The following is a 20,339-nucleotide window of genomic DNA, read 5'->3' on the forward strand; positions in this document are numbered from 1 at the left end:
CCGGTATTTCGCAGCAAGAATTCGACAAGATCATGAGAGGATAGTATGGACGATGCATTTCTAGGAGAGATTCGGCCCTTTGCATTCGGTTTTCCGCCCAAAGGCTGGGCGAGTTGCGATGGCCAGTTGTTGCCGATTGTGCAAAACACTGCACTGTTTTCGTTATTGGGCACGATGTACGGCGGAGACGGCCGCACCACGTTTGCACTGCCGGATCTTCGCGGCCGTGCCGGGATGCACGTGAATCCGGCGCATACCCAGGGAGAACGCGGAGGACAAGAAAGCGTGACGCTTACAACCGCCCAAATTCCCCTGCACAGTCATACGGCAAACTGCAGCAATGTAGCCGGAACTCAGACCAGTCCGGCGGGAAAATTCTGGGCGCAGGATTCCGACGGTAATGTCGTGTTCAACACTACAGGTGGCGCCACCATGGCGGCCACGGCGATTGGCAATACAGGCGGAGGGTCGCATCCCAATATGCAACCCTACCTCGTAGTGAATTATTGCATTGCTTTACAGGGTATTTTTCCGAGCCGGAGTTAGTAACTCAATACCATTGGTAAAGCCGATGGTACCGGCATTTAACGGAAGAAATGTGAGAGTTTGCTCCTGAGCTGAAATTTCTTCCGTTAAACGATGGTTTTGTGGTTTTTTACCTGGCAAAATACAATGGCAAGCACCGTTTTTTATGCTTGTACTGTGCGTTTACGGTGGTGAATAGAAATCAGACCGCCAAGCCCAAACAGCATCAGCGCCCATGTGGCCGGTTCAGGTACTGCAACCGTATACTGAAAATCATCCAACAGGTACCCATCTCCAGCAATGAAATCGTCGAAAGTAATGCGTGCCATACCGGTGAAGTTAAGATTGATAAATTCATCGGATGAAGTGACGGAACCGAGCAAGTTGTTGGCCGCATCAAATGCTTGCACAACAATAGTATCCACCTCTGATGTATAAACGCCGCTGATCCAGTTGTGGAAAGTAAGGCTATCGGTCGTGGCTCCGCCTAATAATTCCATCGTAATTTCTTGTCCATCGTGAAACGAGGAAAGTACTCGACTGGATTCCGATGGAAATGCAGGGGTAAGATCTCGAATTTGCAAGCCTAGTCCTGAAAAGCGCACACTGGTCCCATCAACAAGCAAAGTTGTCGTATTTCCCGCATAAGTACCTACCGGTTCACCCTGAAAATCGATAAGTGAAGCATTGGCGAGCGGCGCCGCGGCTATCGACGAAGCTATGACCAAACTACGATATAAAGTATGCATGATATTTTCCTTATTAGAAATTTTAGAAACAAAATCAAACTATATTAAAGTGGCTGTAGTAGATTATTTTAAATTTGAGTCCAATTTTTAAGAGTTTTTAGTTGATGTTTAGGTGTTCTACAATTAATTAAACCTGAATTCACATTCTTTAAGAAATAATGGAAATGATTCTTTGGGAATTCCATTGTATTTTCTTTTCTTAAAATACGTTTGGCCTGATTCCAAAAATTCTCAATCCCGTTAATGTGATTCTTGCCTTGTGCAAATAGCGTGGAGTGATTAATTCTTTCATGGTAAAAGTGGCTCACATCAAGTGCATTGTAACGGCGATAACAATCTGTATAAACTCGTTGTCTGGTGCTATTTTTCTTGTTATCAGCGGCATAAGTGTTTCTGATTTAGTGTCACCTACAACCTTTGTGTATACCTTACCACCGAAGTAGCTCTCATCCAACTCTACTGTACCAGCAAAGATTTCGTGAGATTCCTGCTCCAAATGATAAGCAATAACTTCACGTATTTTGCGATAAAACAGCGCTGCGCTATTGGGCTGAATTCCGAGTATATTGGCCGCTGATCTTGCTGTAACTTCCAGAACAAAAAATTCCACTAAACTTAACTGTACTTTCCTAATAATCTACAATTACTTATCTTCATTTGATTAGGGCCTGTTAACACAATCTAAGTGCTTCGACGATGAAGGCAAAGTGGATGAAGGAAATGAAGATGACATCGAGCTTGTCGAATCTGGAGAAGATGCGGCGAAATCCTTTGAGCCTTCTGAACAATCGTTCGATCTCGTTGCGCTTTCTGTACAGAGCACGGTTGTATTCTCAGGGCGACAAACGATTTGCCTTGGGTGGAACAACTGGGGGATGTAGCCCAATCTAGTGCCAGTTGGCGGGTTTTGTCGCCTTCATAAGCACGATCCATCAACAAGTAGGTGAGCGTACTGACGGGACCGAAGGAAAGCAAAAGTTGCCTGCCCTCGGGGGCGTCGTGGGCGTGACCGAGTGAGAAGGCGAAGCTTATGGTTGTTCTGGAATCTGCAGCAACCAGATGAATTTTGGTGGTCCATCCACCTCGGGATTTTTCGATGGATTGCGGTGTTTTTTTAATGCACCCGTACCGCCGGGATGGACTTTGATACTGGTACTGTCCAAAGAAACAGCTTCAATACGGATACGGATGATCTGCTGATGCTCGAGTTACCCAAATACATGGCTCAAGACACCACTCTTTGCCCAGCGATTCATGCGGGTATAGATGGTATGCCAGTTGCCGAATCGCTTGGGCAGTCCTCGCCACTTGCAGCCATGCTCGGCAACGTAAAGAATGGCATTGAGAACTTGCAGATTGGAATGGCTGACGTTGCCACGCTGACGCGGCAGGCAGTGTTCGATTCTCTGGTATTGCATTTCGGTAATTTCCATCACCAGATTATATCAAATAGCGTTAACAGACCCTAGCTTAGCTACTAAGCTAATCTACTCCAACCTCATATTAGAACATGGTTGTTTGCACAGCTGGAAGGCTATCGAAGGTACAACTAAGCACAGAGTCACATACGAGATATCAGAATGAATTATTTTGAATTGCAAATGCTGCGTAATTAAAGGTTTGCATCAAATGACTGGATTTAATAGCGCTAATATTAATTTGTACTTGGCTTGCCAGTGATGACTGCAAATTGCGTTCATTCTGATTCCTGATTTAGGATTGCTGTCTGAAAGGATGAGGATTCTTGGCTTTGGAACTAATGCCTTTGTTTCATCGGCGCGCGTGCGATGTAATTTTGTAACAATTTCTCCAGTAGTTTTGCCAATATTAATCAGGTCATATTGAGTTCATTTTTGAGAGAAATGTGAAAAAATCTTTATTGCAGTTATCAATAATGCCGGATTTCAATTCAGTAACAATAAGTTTTCGGTTTTTGGTGAAAAATTACCTGCTTTCATTTCAGTTACTGCTGCCGCTGCATCGAGCTATCCGCCAGATACCTGTGCGAGCGATTACGTGATTCATTGGAGGGCAAACAATAAGATCAGAAAAAATCAGAAAAGCGGGGGGACGGCACAGGAATGAAAACCGGGTTTTGGCTTTTCATTAATCGATATTTTGCATTTTGTTGATCTATATCAAGAAAATTGACCTTTGCGGATGGATTTCTTGATCTGAATCAATAAATCGAACGCAGGTTTGCTTGAAAATGCAATCTCCACTAATTGTTAAACGACGGAGATAATCATGGAAATGTTAGACAGAGAAGATTCTATTACATTTAAAAAACTTGGCTACAATATGACTTTCATCGGCGCAGTGGCAGTAGCGCTGATTGTTATCTCAATATACTTCTCGTAAGCAATCAACGCAACGCTTGAATCCCTTCAATTTAAGTGTTTCAGTGAACTACCTCGTCCCTTGGGCGGGGTAGAAAATCCACGCCATCGCTGCGATGCAGTGTGAAAGCTGATCAGCAGCGCTATCAATTCTAGTCAAAACTGTAAAATTACCAGAGTGCATTGAAAGCCGCGCACCGGGTATTGGGTAATTTCCGTAAAAAATAAGAAAAGCTTCAGTGTTGATTGATCCGGAACGAGCAGGGCCGGAACATTCTAAGCTTGCTGCTCATTCTTGCACGAGACTATTTGACAGCAATATACAAGGCGTGTTTGAATATCGCTACGAATTTCAATGGGAGTGATTCAGACATGTCAAATCGTGGCGGAAAACGGGAAAATGCAGGCAGGCCGCGCGGCCAGGGTAAATTTGGCGAGCCTACGACAACGATGCGCATACCGGAAAGCCAGACAGCAACCATAAAAAGTTTCTTGGAAGCTTTTCAACGCAAAAAAGCGAATGGCGATCGCGATACCTCGGTTGCCAATATTGAAGAGAATGAGCTGCTCATTCCCGAGATCAGCGCGCAACCAACCTTGTTACCGCTTTTTGCCACCAAAGTGGCGGCGGGATTTCCCAGTCCGGCGGATGATCATGTTGAAAAACGCCTGGATGTCAGTGAGTTTCTGATCGACCATGCGGCATCGACGTTCTTTGTAACGATCAAAGGGGACTCGATGATTGATGTGGGTTTGCTGCCGGATGATAAAGTGGTGGTGGATAGATCAAGAACACCGGGGATGGGCGACATTGTGCTGGCAGTGGTGGATCGTGAATTCACCATCAAAATTCTGGATTACGGGGCGAACAAAATGCCAAGGCTTATGCCAGCCAACTCATCGGGCGCTTACCGGCCCATTTATATACGTCCGGATATGCAATTTGAGATTTTCGGTGTCGTCATAGGATCGTTTCGCCGCTTCAAATAAAATATCACGATGGCTGCATGGCCGGTGGCAGCCATGCAGTGAAAGCTCCGGAATGCCGGATGGGGTAGCTGTCGTTTCCATCATAGTCATGTGTGGGTTAGTTCGGACACTATCTCACCGTGTGTCCTTAGATAAAGATGACCGTTTTTCTGATTCAATCAAAGAAATTCACTTTCCTTAAAAAGCTTAACTTGATTTAGCCCTAAGTTACTGATTTTGTCCCACGTGGCGTAACTCCATCGCTATCCTTCACTTCATCCCTTCATCTGATGAAGCTTCAGATTCCATAAGAATCAGCTACTTCAGTGCTGCTTTAGCAGCTCGCAACAGCTCCTTTAAAGGGTTTGCAGCGATCATTCGAAGTAATTTAATTCTCTATTATAAGAAATATCCTACAGTATTGGTTCATGTATTTGAAATAAACAATGGGAATAAACTTACAGAACTTTCTTTAAAGAAAACCGTAAACAGCTGCTTCATTCCTACAAATTGTTTGATTCTAGAATATATTGGAAAGTGGATTCTATATATTTATCAATAAGTAATAATGGTTAGAAATTTATTGCAGTGATTATTTTGAATGTGGCCGGGCGGGTAATGGGAATTAAGGTGGGTGGAGTATCGGATGTAATCACTCTGAGGGAGGGACAAATACAACCGGAGCCGGAGTTGGGTTCAGTCATTGATACTGAATATATTACCGGGCTAGGAGCAGTCGACGAGCGCATGCTGATATGGATCGATATCGAGAAATCGATGAGTAGCAGCGGCTTGGGCTTGATCAAACAAAGTATTCAGTAGTGGAAAATTTAATTTAGAGAACGCTTAAAGGAGCTAGTAATGTTTAAAGATACAACTATTAAGTTTCGTTTGTTTCTTATAATCAGTATGTTGACAATTCTGATGCTGGGTGTCGGTTCTTTTGGATTAAACAGCTATCATGATTCCAATGAACGCTTGAAGGGGTTGCACGAAACCCGCACCATGTCCCTAGCCTATTTGGGCACTGTGATTGACCGCTGGTACACGATTCGCCTGAATGGGTTAGATTCTGTGGGGAAAAAAGATGTCAATAATGCTAAAGCCAAACACGAACAAAATATGGAGTTGATTAAAGAGATCGAAGAATTATGGGCAAAAAACCAAACTACCATTGTGACGGAACATGAAATGATCTTGTCCAAGACCGTGGCGGATCAGGCCAAAGAGTATGCTGACGCACTAAAGCTGACGTTCCAGTATGCAATAGCTGGCGATTTCGAAGCGGCGGCTAACAATGCGGCGAACAATGGCGGTCCAAAGTTTACTGCTTTACGTACCAGTCTATTCAAAATACTCGACTTGCAGAAAACGGATGGCGCTCAAGAATATCAGGATGCACAAAGTACTTTTGAAAAAATCTCTACGGCTATGATAGCTGTGATGGCACTCGGTGCTGTATTGGCCATTGTTTTTGGCATGCTGTTACTACGTTCGATCATTGTGCCATTAAATGAAGCAGTTGAAGTGGCAAATGCGGTAGCCTCCGGTGACCTCACCAAACGGATAGAAGCGACATCCACGAATGAAACCGGGCGGCTGTTGCAAGCACTGAAAGCGATGAACGAGAATCTGGTCGACCTGGTCGGTAAAGTGCGTTCGGGAACCGACCAAATCGCAACGGCATCGGGAGAAATCGCATCGGGCAACTCGGACTTGAGCCAGCGCACGGAAGAGCAAGCCTCCAGCCTGGAAGAAACCGCATCGTCGATGGAAGAATTGACCTCCACCGTCAAACAAAACGCCGACAACGCGCGCCAAGCCAATCAACTGGCTGCCGGTGCCTCGGAAGTTGCGATGAAAGGCGGCTCGGTAGTAGGTCAAGTGGTGCAAACCATGAGCTCGATCAACGAAAGCTCGAAGAAAATTGTCGACATCATTAGCGTGATCGACGGCATTGCGTTCCAAACCAATATTCTGGCGCTGAATGCGGCGGTGGAAGCGGCGCGCGCCGGTGAACAAGGCCGTGGCTTTGCCGTGGTAGCGACAGAAGTACGTACACTGGCGCAACGTTCCGCAGCAGCAGCGAAAGAAATCAAGGAACTGATCAGTGATTCTGTAGCGAAAGTAGAAGACGGCACGCGCCTGGTGGATGAAGCGGGTGCAACCATGGACGAAATCGTCACTGCGGTAAAACGCGTTACCGACATCATGAGCGAGATCTCCGCGGCATCGCAAGAACAAAGCTCCGGTATTGAACAGGTTAATCAAGCGGTAACCCAAATGGACGAAGCCACGCAACAGAATGCCGCCTTGGTGGAAGAAGCTTCAGCCGCAGCGGAATCGATGCAAGAACAAGCCCATGCATTAACGCAAGCGATAAACACCTTCAAATTATCGGAAGGTTACTCAGGAACACCGGCGGTGATCAAAAGAAACAATCGCTCCGCCAGCATAGCCAAACTGCCGAATCGCGGCCCTGCGCGGAAAAAGCCTGCGGTGAAAGCCGTAACAAACACTGAAGCCGTAACGGCTCAACCACGCAAAGTTGCAGCTGGAGGTGGCGCTGAGGATTGGGAAGAGTTCTAACCTTCCGGGTAGTAGTCTTAAAGTAAATTAAAACAAAGGGCGTTACCGGGTTTGATAGGGATGTGAATCCGTAATCAAACAAAATAAAGGTAACGCCCTTTAATTTGTAGTAATCGCGCACTAAGCTTCACCGCACATCTCAAAATCAACCGGTAAAACGCAGCGATCAACGGTTAGATGAATCTTCGCAGCGTTGCCTGCACGGTTTTCCCCCATGCTACGATTCTTGGATTACCTCAACTGGGCTGGTACACAGCTAAACCAGCCACTGGATTTCAATAGGCGCCAATCGAGATAATCATTGATGGTAAAATGATTAAGGACGGTCGACGGTCGCTTGAGTAATCTTGCACGTTGGGATGCCGGTTATTGTTGCGCAGTGACATGATCTGCAATTAACTGATGATATTTTTATAACCCTGTAATGATGCGATCAGTGCAATTGTTGCCGACGCATCAAATGAACCAATCCTGACCGGTCAAATTCCTTAAGACCGCACAAAACAAAATGTTGGTTTTGTCTTTCCAAGCCGCACCGGTTCCGGTGTATGCAGCAGCTTTTTACACTACTATTGACTCCCATTATCCAGGAAGCGTGATTTTCCAATGTCCATAGAAATCAAAGAAAAACCCAAATTTGCTGTCGCGGCGGCGGTTCAGTTGCCGAATGTCAGCGATATCGAATTCGAATCGTCACTGGCCGAGCTGCGTGAGCTCGCAAAAACACTGGGTTACACAGTCGTCAACACGTTCGTGCAAAAACGCGCCAGCTTCGACACGACCGCGTACTTGGGCGTTGGCAAGCGCGAGGAAATCCGTTGTTACGTGCACAACGATTCCGGATCGGATGAGTCTGAGGAAATCGCCATTCGCCCCGATGATCATGACATCAGCGCTCTCTTGGTCGATCACGAGATCTCACCGTCGCAGGCGCGCAATCTTGAGAATGAGGTCGGTTGCGAGGTGATGGACCGCACCATGGTCATTCTCGAAATTTTTCACCGTAACGCCCGTTCCCGTGCGGCGCGCGCGCAGGTGGAAATCGCGCGCCTCGGTTACATGGCGCCGCGCCTGCGCGAAGCCGCCAAACTTGCCGGGCCGCAAGGGCGGCAACGCAGCGGCACTGGCGGGCGGGGCGCGGGTGAATCGCATACCGAATTGGACCGGCGCAAGATCCGCGACCGTATCGCCGAATTGCAACAGGAAATTGTCGCGCTGGAAGCCGAGCGCAAGATCCAGCGCGCGCGGCGGCAAGAGCGCCAAGGACTCGCCAGCGTCGCGCTGGTCGGTTATACCAATGCCGGTAAATCCACCTTGATGCGGGCGCTTACCGGCAGCGAAGTGTTGGTCGCCAACAAACTTTTTGCCACGCTCGATACCACGGTGCGGGCGCTCCATCCGGAAAGCGTGCCGCGCGTGCTCGTCAGCGACACGGTCGGTTTCATCAAAAACCTGCCGCACGGGCTGGTCGCTTCGTTCAAATCCACGCTGGACGAAGCGCTCGATGCATCCTTGCTGCTCCACGTCATCGATGCCAGCGACCCAGGATTTGAGCGCCAGCTCGAAGTTACCCAGCATGTGCTTGAAGAGATCGGCGCGCATGACGTGCCGCGTATCCGCGTATTCAACAAAATCGACCATGTTGGCGATGCAACGGCGCAAGCCGGATGCGAAGCTGCCGTACGCGCCCGGTATCCGGACTGCATCGTGATGAGCGCGCGCCGTGCCGACGATGTTGCGAGATTGCGCCAGAAAATTGTCGAGTTTTTCCAGCAGAATCTGGTTGAAGCCGAACTTTTTCTGCCTTGGTCGGCACAGCAGCTACGCGGTGCGATCTACACGAATTGCCAGGTGCTGGCGGAACATTCGGATAATGAAGGCACTTTGTTCCGGGTTCGTAGCGAATCGGCCACCATCGAGAATCTGCGCGAGCAATTTAGCCGCGCATCATGAGTTCAGCGTCTTTTGCAATCCCGTGACAGGAAAGTCACGGATTTTTATGGTCCGGTCGAGCCACTTATTCGCTCAACTCGCTTTCGCGTGCAATGCGCGCGAGATCCAGCAAATTATTGGCGCTGGTCTTTTGCAAGATCATGGTCCAAAGGGGGGAGTGAAATGAAACTTTGCGCCTGTTTTTGTATCGGCATCAACCCAGAGTTGACTGCCGTTGTCCTCGATCAACGCGCGGCTAATCGTAAGCCTCATGCCGATACCGGATGGCTTGGTGGTAAAAAAAGGCTCGAATATGCGCTTTGCCATAGTTTGATCAAGACCGGGCCCGCTATCTTGTACTATAACTAACGCAATGCTTTTTTCATTCAAAGTTTGTGCTTTGGTGGTAATTGTTAAAATTGGTGAATCGACGGTCCGCATGGCTTCTACAGCATTCCTGAAGAAATTTACAAGAACTTTCTGCACTTGTGTGCGATTGCATTGAACAGCGGGAAGATTTTTTTCCAAATTCAGTTTTGAACGAAATCTTTCATATCCATCGTTAGAAGCAATATCGAGCGCTTCGCGTATGACATCGTTCAAATCTAACGATTCGGCTAACAACTCACCTTGCTGTAAAAAAGCAATTAACTCGTGCAAGCTGTGACCAGCGCGCTGCGCTTGCTCCACACAACCTTCCAGCGCTTTTTTTAGATTCTTCACATTAAGATCATTGCTTTGTAATGCATGGAGTACTACTTCGCTATAAGCCGATATCGCAGTCAGCGGCTGATTCAGCTCATGCGCAATAGCTGAGGCTGTATGTGCCGCTACTTGTTGTTTGAGGATTTTTTCCGCTTCGTCGCGTTGCATTCCCAACTTTTTTCGGAGAATTTTCTGCTCCGTCACATCCTAGGCAATGCCTACCAGCCGATTTGCGCAGTTAGCTTCAAAATAGACTCGCCCCACGACGGAAATCCAACGTTCAGTTCCGTCAACAGGATCAACGACGCGATACTCCGCTTTGTATTCACCGCGGCTGGCGGAATCCATCGCATAATCTATCGCTGCTTGCCGGTCTGCGCGATCATCGGGATGTATCATGGCGACAAATCCTTCATAACTGATTGTCTTCCCGGTATATCCGCTCCAAAACCTGCGCATTTGCTCATCCCAATAAACAATACTTCGTTTGAAGTTATAGTCGAAAATGCCAAACCCCGCGGCCTGCTTGGCCAAGCGTAAACGCTCCTCACTTTCCCGCAATGCGTTTTCGGTCTTCTGACGTTGCCGGGGCACTGTCAGTGTGATTAAAACGTAAAGCTGTTGTTGCAGCTCAACCGGGCTTAAGCTCACGTCTAGCAGCATTTCCGGGGGTGTCCTAGATTTTGTGTAAACGGCGGTTAATAATGCCGAGGCATTCTTTCGTTAAATTGAATAGTAAACCTGTTTAGTGCCGGTTTCCAATCTCTTAGTGGCATAGACCATTTTTTGGCGATATTGCTGAGAGCCAAATAGAACAATTTGATCACAGCTTCATCGTTGGGAAACGATCCACGGTTTTTGCTGACTTTGCGTAGGCTCATATTGACTGACTCAATCGCATTGGTGGTGTAAATAATGCGCCGTATCTCAGGCGGGTAGTCGAAGAATGGAATGATGCGTTGCCAGTTATTGCGCCAAGATCGGGCGATCGGTGGATAAGCATAGTTCCATTTATCTTCAAAGTCGGCTAACGCGTGTTCAGCCTCATCAATCGTGGCGGCGCTGTAGACCAAACGTAAATCAGCAGCTACTTCCTTGCGTTTATTCCAGCCGACGTAGTTGAGACTATTACGAACCATGTGCACGATACAGAGTTGTACAATGGCATGTGGATAGATGGTTTCAATCGCTTCGGGAAAGCCCTTTAAGCCATCGACACAGGCGATAAAGATATCTTGCACGCCACGATTTTTGAGTTCAGTGACAACGCTGAGCCAGAACTTGGCACCCTCGGTCTGAGCAATCCATAAGCCCAGTATTTCTTTATGGCCCTCCATGTTAATGCCGATCGCCAGGTAAATCGCTTTGGTACGAACGCTACCAGCGTCACGAACTTTGGCATGGATACAATCGAGATAGATCACAGGATACACCGCATCGAGAGGCCGGGATTGCCACTGCTTCACTTCATCCATTACGCCATCAGTGACCGTAGAAATGAGCGTAGGCGATACTTCTGTGCCATACATTTCAGTGAGGTGCTGTTGGATTTCACGCACTGTCATGCCACGGGCATACAGCGAGAGGATCTTGTCATCAAAGCCCGCCCAGCGGGTCTGATGCTTGGAAATGATCAGAGGCTCGAAGCTGCCCTCACGGTCACGGGGGATCTCGATGGGTAACTCACCGAATTCACCTTTCAGGGTCTTACGGCTTTTACCATTTCTGGTATTGCCAGTGGCATTGACTACTGTTTCGTGCTTATCGTGACCAAGATGATCGGCCATTTCTGCTTGCAAGGCACGTTCAACCAACGCTTTGGTGAGTTGCTTGAGAAGACCATGCTCACCGATTAAATCTTCTGGCTTTTTGTAATCGGCCAGCAGGCTATCAATTAAGCCGGCTGGCAGGGGTTTGGGTGTGGTCATTTTTGCTCCAAAAATATATAAACAGTTTCCTGCAATATGACCATTTACACAAAATTATTTACACCCCCTTGTTTTAGTAGATTCGGCTTGTCATCGATTGAAAACCACAAGTAGCATGCATTCTCGTTATTCGCGGACTCAATCGCTTCTGGTTTCGCTTGCGATTTTCTGTGATCAGATTGCGGGAATGTTTCTTCTCACTTTGGGATGTAATCCATAGTTTGAAATACTTACCTGTAAGAATTACTAGCGTTGTTTACAGTATTTGGGAGAATACTGTAGATGAACATACACAAACGCACCCGATTAACTTTATTAGATCGTCAGGAAATCTGGCGGCTTTATCAAACCCGGCTGTGGAAGGTGGCGCATTTGGCGGAACGCTTTCATGTCAGCCGGCCAACGATTTATGATGTACTGAAACGCGCGAGACTGCAGGAATTTACGCCGCGTGACAGCACCAATCAGCGGTTCAAGACGTTGCAATACGGTCTTAAGCGCCTGGCTAAGGTCGAACAAGCCATCCAGGAACGGCTCAAGCGTGAAGCCAAACGCTATAACAAGTCTTACCCAGGTGAGCTTGTTCACTTTGATACCAAGCGGCTTTCCTTGTTGAAAGGGCAATCCGCCAATGAACCTCGCGAGTACCTGTTTGTGGCCATCGATGATTTTTCCAGGGAGCTGTATGCCGATATTTTTCCCGATAAAACTCAACACAGCGCAGCTCGCTTTCTCATAGACACTGTCATTGCCCAATGTCCGTATCAGATCGACTGCGCTTATTCCGATAACGGCAAGGAATTTAAAGGAACTGACGGCCATGCTTTCGGCAAAGCTTGCACACAACACGGTATCGGACAGAAGTTTACCCGCATCAATCGTCCGCAAACCAATGGCAAAGCCGAACGAGTCATCCGCACCCTGATGGATATGTGGCACAGCCAGATTTCCTTTAAAGACTGCGCCGATCGGCGCATTCTGCTTTCCCGTTTCATTAACTTCTACAATACCGTCAAACCTCATAAGAGTTTGAATAATGCTACCCCTTATGAAATACTTCACGCTTATTTCAATCAACCTCTCTGTAAACAACCCTGAGATTTCTTACAACTTACCCAATACCTCACTGTTTGCAGATTGCATTATGGGCAGTTTTTTGCAAAATCTGCATTGAGGTTGTATGTATTCATGGGGACAAGCAATCAATCAGCGCTTGCCGCTCGCATACAATAAATAAAGAAATGGGTATATACTGGAATCTAGTGTTCTGGTCAGCTGGAGAAAGTTAATACTTCTTCAATAAAGCTGTTATCCAGTCACTGAGATTATTGAAAAGTATTCATGTTATCAATGTATTTTTTAAAGGAGCAATTATCATGCGTATTATATCTACAATGATTGTAACTGGAGCATTAGCATGTTTCATGAGTACCCCTGTATTGGCATCTGACGCAGGACATACCTCTGAGGCGATGGAACACGCCGGAAAAGCGCAAGCGCATGGTGAAATGGGACATGCGAAAGAGTCCCTGAGTCATGCAAAAGAAAGCTTGGCGCACGCAAAAGCGGCGAGAGATGATCATGCGGCATCGCATAAACATATGGATGAAGCGATCCAACATTTAGAAGAAGCGATCAAACACGCTGATATGGGACATGGTGCGGAATCGGCTAAGCACAGCGAAGAAGCGATGAAACATATGCGCCAATCCGGCCATTGATGGTTTAAAACCGGTTTCCCCTCGAGATTGCTCGGGGGGAGATCAATTCTTAATCTTTAGCACCCAATTCCAACGCCAGTTTCCTGGATAATTTTGCAGCATCCTCAGTAACTTCGATGTCCAACCACCCTTGTAAATGCGTGCTGGCGATATCGGCCAGAGCTTGAATCCAATCGCTACGTTCATTGAGGCACGGAATATAGTGAAATTCCTTGCCGCCCGCTTGTATGAATGTGTGTTTCGCTTCGATAGCGATTTCTTCCAAAGTTTCCAGGCAATCGGAGACAAATCCAGGGCAGATCACATCGACGCGTCGCGTATGTTCCTTGCCTAATTGTTCCAAAGTGACAGCAGTGTAGGGCGTTAACCACTGGGCCCGGCCAAAGCGCGATTGAAAGCACACGGCATATTGGTTGGCATTCAATTCCAATGCTTCAGCCAGCAATCGCCCGGTTTTCTGGCATACGCAATGATAGGGATCGCCTTTATCCAGGCTTGCGCGTGGAGTGCCGTGAAAACTGATCATCAGCTTGTCAGGCCGGCCGTGTGTATCCCAGTAGTCGCGGACATTTTGCGCCAGTGCTGCGATATAGCCGGGATCATCATGGTACTGTTTGACGGTACGAATCGCAGGCTGATTACGCATTTTGTTAAGCACTGCAAATACATTGTCCATCGCCGCTGCGGTACTGCTGGCGGCATATTGCGGAAACAACGGAATGACCAGAATGCGCTCGCAACCTTGTTGCTGCATACGGGTCAGCACATCGGCAACGGAAGGTTTGCCGATATTCATCGCATATTCGACGATGGGCGGGTTTTTAAACCTTGCTGCCAGCACTTCGCGTAAACATTCCGTTTGCCGTTCGGTATGTACTTTCAGCGGAGAGCCTTCGGGTAGCCAGACTTTTGCGTATTTTTCCGCCGATGCTTTCGGTCTGAAAGGCAGGATAAAGCCATGCAAAATGGGCCACCAGATCAAGCGGGGCACTTCAATGACGCGCGGGTTGCTGAGAAATTCTTTGAGATAGGGACGTAGCGCCTGCGCAGTCGGCGCATCCGGTGTTCCCAGGTTAATCAATAAAACACCGGTGCGATTCGGTGAGCCGTGCTGGTAAATGGATTGAGAAGTCATGATTATCAGTTTATTGTTTTTGGGGAAAAATAAATTAGTGCTGCGACAAGCTGCTGGAAAGCAGTTTTGCGGTAATATCGACAATCGGTATAACGCGCTCATAAGCCATGCGCCGCGGGCCGATGACGCCGACTGTGCCGACAATTTCGCCTTCTATTTCATACGGCGCCGTCACGACACTGAATTCTTCCAGCGATGACACATCGGACTCGCCGCCGATGAAGATTTTGACCCCATGCGCTTGCCGACTAAGTTCCAGTAATTGCAATAACTTGGTTTTGCGCTCAAATAATTCGAACAGTTTTTTTAAGCTGATCAAATTGTCTGAAAGATCATCGATCTGCAACAAGTTGCGTTCGCCCGCCAGAACCACGGCTTCGCTGCTTTCATTGATGGCGTCACCACCGGCTTCGATGGCGGCACTCATCAAGCTGATCATTTCGCCACGCAATTGCTTTAATTCGGTATTCACGCGCCCGCGAATTTCATCCAGCGTGCAACCGGCATAATGCTGATTGATAAAATTACCGGCTTCGATCAGATCCGACTGGCTGTATGGGGTATTGGTAAAGATAATGCGGTTTTGCACATCGCCTTCCGGCGTGACGATAATCAACAGAATGCGTTTCTCGGATAGCGCCATGAACTCGATGTAACGGAATACCGCGCCTTTTCGTTTGGGGGTGACCACGACACCGGCAAAGCGGGTTAGATCCGATAATAACTGCGATGCGACATTGATCAAGCGCGAAGGATTATCCGGATGCAGATGGTTTTCCAGATGATTCAATTCCACTTTGTCGAGCGTTTTGACGACCAGCAAAGTGTCGACAAAGAGGCGGTAGCCTTTCGGTGTCGGGACTCTTCCCGCTGAAGTATGCGGGCTGGCAACCAATCCCATTTCTTCAAGATCGGCCATGACATTACGGATGGTTGCGGGGCTTAAGTCTAATCCTGAAAACTTCGATAGCGCCCGGGAACCAACAGGCTGACCTTCATGGATATACCGTTCTACCAATGTTTTTAATAAGATTTGGGCACGTTCGTTTAACATGGCATCATTCTACACGAGTCGGCTGGTTTTATAATTTGCTTATAAGCGGTGATTTTGCCTTATCTTATCTATGCTAAACTTTCCCGTTTCCCGGTTTGCCAATATGGGCCGCAGTTTCAGCATAGGTTGAGGATTTATTCCGGGCAGTTCAACTGTTGTGGGTATATAGGTACGAGATAAAATTTTGCAAGTCTGACCGCATTGTTTATTCACTAACTGGTTTTATTATTATGGTAATTCAGGTGCTTACAGCCAATGGAAACCTCACGGCCAATACCAATCAAAGCAAGCGATTGTTTTAAGTTATGAATTCCCAATTCACTACCATTGCACTGATCGGTAAACATAAGAATCCTGAAATCGCGGTGCCGTTGTTGAATCTGGCCGAGTATCTGACAGCCAAGCATTATAAAGTCTTACTCGATCATCTCACAGCCTCGCAGATTGGCAGTGACCGGTATCCGGCATTATCCCTGGAAGAAATCGGCGCGCAGGCTGATTTGGCTGTGGTCATGGGCGGCGATGGCACGATGCTCAATATCGCACGCATGCTGGTGTCGTACGATGTTCCATTGATCGGCATTAACCAGGGACGGCTTGGTTTTCTCACCGACTTATCGGTGGAAACCATGTTTGAAACGCTGGATGAAATGCTGGCGGGAAAATATACCACCGAACGCCGCATGTTGTTGTATGCCGAAATCATCCGGGATGGCGCCAGTGTTTTCGGCAGTCTGGCATTCAACGATGTCGTGCTGTATCGCGGTATGAGCAGCGGCATGATCGAATTTGAGGTGAAGGTCAATAACGAATATGTGAATACCTTGCGCTCGGATGGATTGATCGTCACCACACCGACCGGCTCTACCGCCTACGCGTTATCATCCGGCGGTCCGATCCTGCATCCCGGTCTGGATCTGATTGCACTGGTGCCGGTTTGCCCGCATACACTCAGTAACCGTCCCGTCGTGATCGGCCCGGATTCCAGCGTGGAGATCCAGATGCACAGCAGCGCCAATGTGCGCATCAATTGCGATAGTCATTCCTGTTTCGATCTGGAACAGACGGATAACATCATCGTGCGGCGTTTTCCCAAAACGGTGCGTTTGCTGCATTCAGTCAACCACAGTTATTACCGCATGCTGAGAGAGAAATTGGGATGGAGTGAATTTCCCTGATGCATGCCCATTAAGCCATCATGTTAAAGCACCTGAGCATCAAAGATTTTGTCATTGTGGGCCGGATCGAATTGGATTTCATGCCCGGATTCACGGTGCTGACCGGAGAAACGGGTGCGGGTAAATCCATTTTGATCGATGCCGTGACACTTGCTTTGGGAGAACGCGGCGATGCCAGTCAGATCCGGCATGGCTGCGAACGCGCGGAAATCAATGTGACATTCGATATCGATCGCTTGCCGGAGTTACGGCGGTGGCTGGATGAAAACGACTTGCAAGGCGACGCGGATAGTTGTCTGATGCGCCGCATTATTGAAACCAGCGGCCGTTCGCGCAGTTATATCAACGGGCATGCGGTGACTTTGCAGCAATTGCGCGCAGCAGGCGAGTTTCTGGTCGCCATCCACAGTCAGCATGCGCATCAATCGCTGCTGCAAAAAGACGCGCAACGTGAATTGCTCGATGCCTTTGCCGGTTGCGCTGATCTGGCGCGTACCGTTGGGTTGGCTTATCAGCGCTGGCAAGACTGCAACCGGCAAAGAATTGCCCTGGAGCAACGCGCAGCGGAATCGCAGGAAAAACGCGAGCAGCTGGAATGGCAGTTACAGGAATTAACCGCGTTAAATTTTACCCTGCCGGAATGGCAAACACTGCAAGCCGATCATGGCCGGTTGTCGCATGTAGCGGTCTTACTGGCGGCCGCGGACACAGCAATGGACGTGTTATCCGAAAGCGAACAAGCGGCGTTGGCGCAGATCAATAGCGTAAACAATCAGCTGCAAAATTTGCTCGAGTACGACAACGAACTTAAAGCCATCACCGATTTGCTGGATGCGGCGCAAATCCAGTTGCAGGAAAGTGTTTATGAATTGAAGCACTATCGCCAACGTTTGGATCTGGATCCGCAAGCGTTACAGGAGATCGAGCAGCGGTTGTCGGCAATCCACACAGCGGCAAGAAAATTCCGCGTGCTGCCGGAACAATTGCCCTCACTGCTTGAGACAATCGCTCAGCAACTGAGCCTGTTGGGTTCGGATGCGGATATCGGTCATTTGCAAGCGCTGGAAGCCGCTGCGCATGCTGATTATTTGCAACAAGCGCAGGCCTTGAGCGTTGCGCGGCAAAAAGCCAGTGAAGCATTATCCCGGCAGGTGAGTGTCGCTATGCAAACGATTGCGATGGCGGGCGGCGAGTTTTCGGTTGCGTTAATTCCCGTGGAACAGGGCACTGCGCACGGTTTGGAGCAGATCGAGTTTCAGGTGGCCGCGCACAAGGGGTTACCGCTGCGGCCTCTGGCCAAAGTGGCTTCGGGCGGTGAGTTGTCGCGTATCAGTTTGGCGATACAAGTCATCACCAGTAAGGTTGGGACGGTACCAACACTGATTTTTGACGAAGTCGATGTCGGTATTGGCGGAAAAGTGGCCGAGATTGTCGGTCATTTACTGAAGAAACTGGGAAGGGAGCGGCAAGTGCTGTGTATCACCCATTTGCCGCAGGTGGCCGCGACCGGGGATTACCAATGGCAAGTGGAGAAATCCGCCGGACAATCAGATCATCAGCCGGTTATCAGTACGATCACGATTCTGGATCAGCAACAGCGCGTGGAAGAAATCGCCCGTATGCTGGGCGGTGTGAACATTACTGAAACAACGCGCCAGCATGCAGCAGAGATGCTGCAACAGCACACACAGCCGCTGTGAAATCAGCGGATAAAGTGATCGATTCCCAGTAATTCCACAATGAGCCGGCGGTACTGCTCGGATTTGCGTATTTGCAGCATCTCCAGCGGATTGAGATTATCCGTCAAGATCACACCCAATCCTGGATCAATGGTAATGCGGCGCTTTACCAGCCAGTCGCTTTGTACAGCTGACATGGCTTCATTGTTGAGTTCGAGCTCGCGGTTTGCGGCAAGAAAAATAAAATCGTTAAATTCCGTATCCGGTTCGGAAATAAATACCTGCTGATGCGTGAAAACCTGCGCCAAGGTTTTTGCGACGGAAGCCAGCGCTTTATTCTTACCATCTTCAAAAAATGCCACGAAATTCAGTGCGAGCAATCCGTGCCCGGAGAGCAGGGAACGCAATTGCGTCATGGTTTCAACAGTCAGCAAGTGGACCGGTTCCGAACCGCCGGTAAAGACATCCAGGATGATCAGATCGTAGGTATTGGTTAATTTACGGATTTCATAGCGCGCATCGCCGATAATGGTTTGACCTGTCGGCGTGAAACCGAAATATTGACTGGCTGCTTCGGCGACGGCCGGGTCAATTTCCAGCGTGTCCGTCACGATGCCGTGATTTTTCAATGTCATCGCCATATGCCCGGCACCCTGGCCGATCAGCAACGCTCGCTTCATGTGAGGTGTCAGCGCGGGTAAAATATCGACAATTCTTTGGTAAGTCAGCACATTTTCACCATGGCTGATCGTCGCTGCGCCGATGGTCGACGCATCCACGGTCAGCAGGCGAAAATTCTCTTCGGGTTTGTCGATGACGCGAACCCAGCCATACAGACTTTCGCGTTCAAACTGAATGCGGTTGGAATGATCGCTCGCGATGCGGTGTGCGGAATCAGCGACGCGCGGCAATAATATAATTCCGATGACCATCAATGCAGCGATAGGGGGCAGTGCAATCATCAACCTGATGCGTCTCCGCTCGAAATAAGCAACACCAGCGGCCAGTATCAATAAGGCGATACCCAGACCAATAAAGATTTCACGCGAACCGACCTGGGGAAATAAATAAAAACCGAGAAATAAAGTGCCAATGACGCTGCCGACGGTGCTGACGGCATAGATAGAACCGGTACCGGCGCCGACGCCATCCAAACTGGCGGTAGCCAATTTAACGGCAAATGGCCCGATCATGCCGAGCATAATCAAACTGGGCGAGAACAATACCAATGTGCTGATAAAAACACCCATGCGAAGCCCCATGGCGTCGGTGGCGAGCAATACCGGCGCGGTTAGCCACGGTATCAAGAGTGTGAGTATTCCCGATAGTGCAATGATCAATGCCAACCCCGTCTTTTTTGCCCGATCCGCCCAGCGGCCGCCAACATAGTAACCCAGCGCCAGTGCGATCAATGTAACCGAAATGACCGAGGTCCAAACATAGAGACTGGCGCCATAAAATGGTGCGATCAGTCGGGTTCCTAGCAGCTCTATTACCATCACTGCGGCGCCGGTCAGAAAAACGGTGCAGTAGAGCCAGGCTTGATTGAGTATCTGAGAGGGAGTGGAGTGATTCATTGTGTCACCTGTTAATCGAGGGTTCGCATGGGTAAACGGAGAGAAGCGCCGCGACAATCTTTGCGGCGACGGCATTCTAGAGATAAGTCCTGACTGATGGAATGCGGCAAAATGCCGCATCCTGGCAAGGCAGCCGCACCAAGGGTTTTGTGCAGTGCGACAATTTGTCACATTGTAATTCGTTGGATGGGGAAATAAGATCGTACTCAGAAAATGATTCTTTTCTCTAACCGATGTTTCTGGAATTTAAATGCCATTG

The 20,339-nt window shown here is 48.5% G+C and carries 16 protein-coding genes and 2 pseudogenes; 9 read left to right on the plus strand and 9 right to left on the minus strand.

Annotated features, from left to right (window positions below):
• The first annotated feature begins 45 nt into the window (after window positions 1–45).
• Window positions 46–546, plus strand: a complete 501-nt coding sequence (locus R2083_RS04865; protein WP_317537731.1) for a phage tail protein — start codon at window positions 46–48, stop codon at window positions 544–546.
• Between the two features lie 143 nt (window positions 547–689).
• Here R2083_RS04865 and R2083_RS04870 read toward each other — a convergent pair whose 3' ends face one another.
• The 3 genes and pseudogenes from R2083_RS04870 to R2083_RS04880 all read right to left on the minus strand — a co-directional run bounded on the left by R2083_RS04870 (window position 690) and on the right by R2083_RS04880 (window position 2,707).
• Window positions 690–1,274: a PEP-CTERM sorting domain-containing protein gene (locus R2083_RS04870; RefSeq protein WP_317537732.1), complete on the minus strand. Its 585-nt coding sequence runs from the start codon at window positions 1,272–1,274 to the stop codon at window positions 690–692.
• A 68-nt stretch (window positions 1,275–1,342) separates the two neighbouring features.
• Window positions 1,343–1,931: pseudogene (locus tag R2083_RS04875) on the minus strand (IS1595 family transposase).
• Window positions 1,932–1,945: 14 nt separating this feature from the next.
• Window positions 1,946–2,707: pseudogene (locus tag R2083_RS04880) on the minus strand (IS5 family transposase).
• Between the two features lie 1,278 nt (window positions 2,708–3,985).
• Here R2083_RS04880 and R2083_RS04885 point away from each other — a divergent pair.
• The 4 genes from R2083_RS04885 (at window position 3,986) to hflX (ending at window position 9,124) form a co-directional block, all read left to right on the plus strand.
• Window positions 3,986–4,603 carry a translesion error-prone DNA polymerase V autoproteolytic subunit gene (locus R2083_RS04885; RefSeq protein ID WP_317530339.1) on the plus strand — a complete coding sequence of 206 codons (618 nt, stop codon included), beginning with the start codon at window positions 3,986–3,988 and terminating at the stop codon, window positions 4,601–4,603.
• 567 nt (window positions 4,604–5,170) lie between these two features.
• Complete coding sequence (locus R2083_RS04890; protein ID WP_317537733.1) at window positions 5,171–5,404, plus strand: chemotaxis protein CheW; 234 nt, start codon at window positions 5,171–5,173, stop codon at window positions 5,402–5,404.
• A 39-nt stretch (window positions 5,405–5,443) separates the two neighbouring features.
• Window positions 5,444–7,171: a methyl-accepting chemotaxis protein gene (locus R2083_RS04895; RefSeq protein ID WP_317530342.1), complete on the plus strand. Its 1,728-nt coding sequence runs from the start codon at window positions 5,444–5,446 to the stop codon at window positions 7,169–7,171.
• Between the two features lie 606 nt (window positions 7,172–7,777).
• Entirely contained in the window at window positions 7,778–9,124 is a 1,347-nt protein-coding gene (hflX, locus tag R2083_RS04900; RefSeq protein ID WP_317537734.1) for a GTPase HflX, read from the plus strand.
• Window positions 9,125–9,262: 138 nt separating this feature from the next.
• Here hflX and R2083_RS04905 read toward each other — a convergent pair whose 3' ends face one another.
• The 3 genes from R2083_RS04905 to R2083_RS04915 are packed head-to-tail and all read right to left on the minus strand — an operon-like array spanning window position 9,263 to window position 11,736.
• Window positions 9,263–9,976, minus strand: coding sequence for a sensor histidine kinase (locus R2083_RS04905; protein WP_317537735.1), 714 nt, complete (start codon window positions 9,974–9,976; stop codon window positions 9,263–9,265).
• 39 nt (window positions 9,977–10,015) lie between these two features.
• Window positions 10,016–10,471 (minus strand): PAS domain-containing protein, encoded by a 456-nt coding sequence (locus R2083_RS04910; RefSeq protein WP_317537736.1) that lies wholly within the window; start codon window positions 10,469–10,471, stop codon window positions 10,016–10,018.
• Between the two features lie 35 nt (window positions 10,472–10,506).
• Entirely contained in the window at window positions 10,507–11,736 is a 1,230-nt protein-coding gene (locus R2083_RS04915; protein ID WP_317537414.1) for an IS256 family transposase, read from the minus strand.
• A gap of 282 nt (window positions 11,737–12,018) precedes the next feature.
• Between R2083_RS04915 and R2083_RS04920 the strand changes: the two genes are divergently transcribed.
• Both R2083_RS04920 and smbP read left to right on the plus strand, forming a co-directional pair.
• The gene (locus tag R2083_RS04920) at window positions 12,019–12,834 is read left to right on the plus strand and encodes an integrase core domain-containing protein (protein ID WP_317537428.1); all 816 of its coding nucleotides are present in this window, start codon (window positions 12,019–12,021) and stop codon (window positions 12,832–12,834) included.
• A 278-nt stretch (window positions 12,835–13,112) separates the two neighbouring features.
• Window positions 13,113–13,457, plus strand: coding sequence for a small metal-binding protein SmbP (gene smbP, locus R2083_RS04925; RefSeq protein ID WP_090320841.1), 345 nt, complete (start codon window positions 13,113–13,115; stop codon window positions 13,455–13,457).
• 49 nt (window positions 13,458–13,506) lie between these two features.
• Here the strand turns inward: smbP and hemH are convergent, their stop codons facing one another.
• Window positions 13,507–14,592: a ferrochelatase gene (hemH, locus tag R2083_RS04930; protein ID WP_317531108.1), complete on the minus strand. Its 1,086-nt coding sequence runs from the start codon at window positions 14,590–14,592 to the stop codon at window positions 13,507–13,509.
• 34 nt (window positions 14,593–14,626) lie between these two features.
• Window positions 14,627–15,646, minus strand: coding sequence for a heat-inducible transcriptional repressor HrcA (hrcA, locus tag R2083_RS04935; RefSeq protein WP_090320847.1), 1,020 nt, complete (start codon window positions 15,644–15,646; stop codon window positions 14,627–14,629).
• Window positions 15,647–15,951: 305 nt separating this feature from the next.
• Here hrcA and R2083_RS04940 point away from each other — a divergent pair, with 305 nt between their 5' ends.
• Window positions 15,952–16,824, plus strand: coding sequence for an NAD kinase (locus tag R2083_RS04940; RefSeq protein WP_317531107.1), 873 nt, complete (start codon window positions 15,952–15,954; stop codon window positions 16,822–16,824).
• Between the two features lie 20 nt (window positions 16,825–16,844).
• Entirely contained in the window at window positions 16,845–18,524 is a 1,680-nt protein-coding gene (gene recN / locus R2083_RS04945; RefSeq protein ID WP_317537737.1) for a DNA repair protein RecN, read from the plus strand.
• A gap of 2 nt (window positions 18,525–18,526) precedes the next feature.
• Here recN and R2083_RS04950 read toward each other — a convergent pair whose 3' ends face one another.
• Entirely contained in the window at window positions 18,527–20,080 is a 1,554-nt protein-coding gene (locus R2083_RS04950; protein WP_317537738.1) for a fused MFS/spermidine synthase, read from the minus strand.
• Window positions 20,081–20,339 lie beyond the last annotated feature (259 nt).

The organism is Nitrosomonas sp. Is35, assembly GCF_033063295.1.
Taxonomy (GTDB): domain Bacteria; phylum Pseudomonadota; class Gammaproteobacteria; order Burkholderiales; family Nitrosomonadaceae; genus Nitrosomonas.

Bases quoted from the DNA above. Each gene is read 5' to 3' on its own strand.
- R2083_RS04865 (WP_317537731.1), top strand. From the start codon at position 46: ATGGACGATGCATTTCTAGGAGAGATTCGGCCCTTTGCATTCGGTTTT.
- R2083_RS04950 (WP_317537738.1), bottom strand. From the start codon at position 20,080: ATGAATCACTCCACTCCCTCTCAGATACTCAATCAAGCCTGGCTCTAC.
- hflX (WP_317537734.1), top strand. From the start codon at position 7,778: ATGTCCATAGAAATCAAAGAAAAACCCAAATTTGCTGTCGCGGCGGCG.
- hrcA (WP_090320847.1), bottom strand. From the start codon at position 15,646: ATGTTAAACGAACGTGCCCAAATCTTATTAAAAACATTGGTAGAACGG.
- R2083_RS04870 (WP_317537732.1), bottom strand. From the start codon at position 1,274: ATGCATACTTTATATCGTAGTTTGGTCATAGCTTCGTCGATAGCCGCG.
- R2083_RS04885 (WP_317530339.1), top strand. From the start codon at position 3,986: ATGTCAAATCGTGGCGGAAAACGGGAAAATGCAGGCAGGCCGCGCGGC.
- R2083_RS04920 (WP_317537428.1), top strand. From the start codon at position 12,019: ATGAACATACACAAACGCACCCGATTAACTTTATTAGATCGTCAGGAA.
- R2083_RS04940 (WP_317531107.1), top strand. From the start codon at position 15,952: ATGAATTCCCAATTCACTACCATTGCACTGATCGGTAAACATAAGAAT.
- R2083_RS04905 (WP_317537735.1), bottom strand. From the start codon at position 9,976: ATGCAACGCGACGAAGCGGAAAAAATCCTCAAACAACAAGTAGCGGCA.
- hemH (WP_317531108.1), bottom strand. From the start codon at position 14,592: ATGACTTCTCAATCCATTTACCAGCACGGCTCACCGAATCGCACCGGT.
- R2083_RS04910 (WP_317537736.1), bottom strand. From the start codon at position 10,471: ATGCTGCTAGACGTGAGCTTAAGCCCGGTTGAGCTGCAACAACAGCTT.
- R2083_RS04915 (WP_317537414.1), bottom strand. From the start codon at position 11,736: ATGACCACACCCAAACCCCTGCCAGCCGGCTTAATTGATAGCCTGCTG.
- recN (WP_317537737.1), top strand. From the start codon at position 16,845: ATGTTAAAGCACCTGAGCATCAAAGATTTTGTCATTGTGGGCCGGATC.
- smbP (WP_090320841.1), top strand. From the start codon at position 13,113: ATGCGTATTATATCTACAATGATTGTAACTGGAGCATTAGCATGTTTC.
- R2083_RS04895 (WP_317530342.1), top strand. From the start codon at position 5,444: ATGTTTAAAGATACAACTATTAAGTTTCGTTTGTTTCTTATAATCAGT.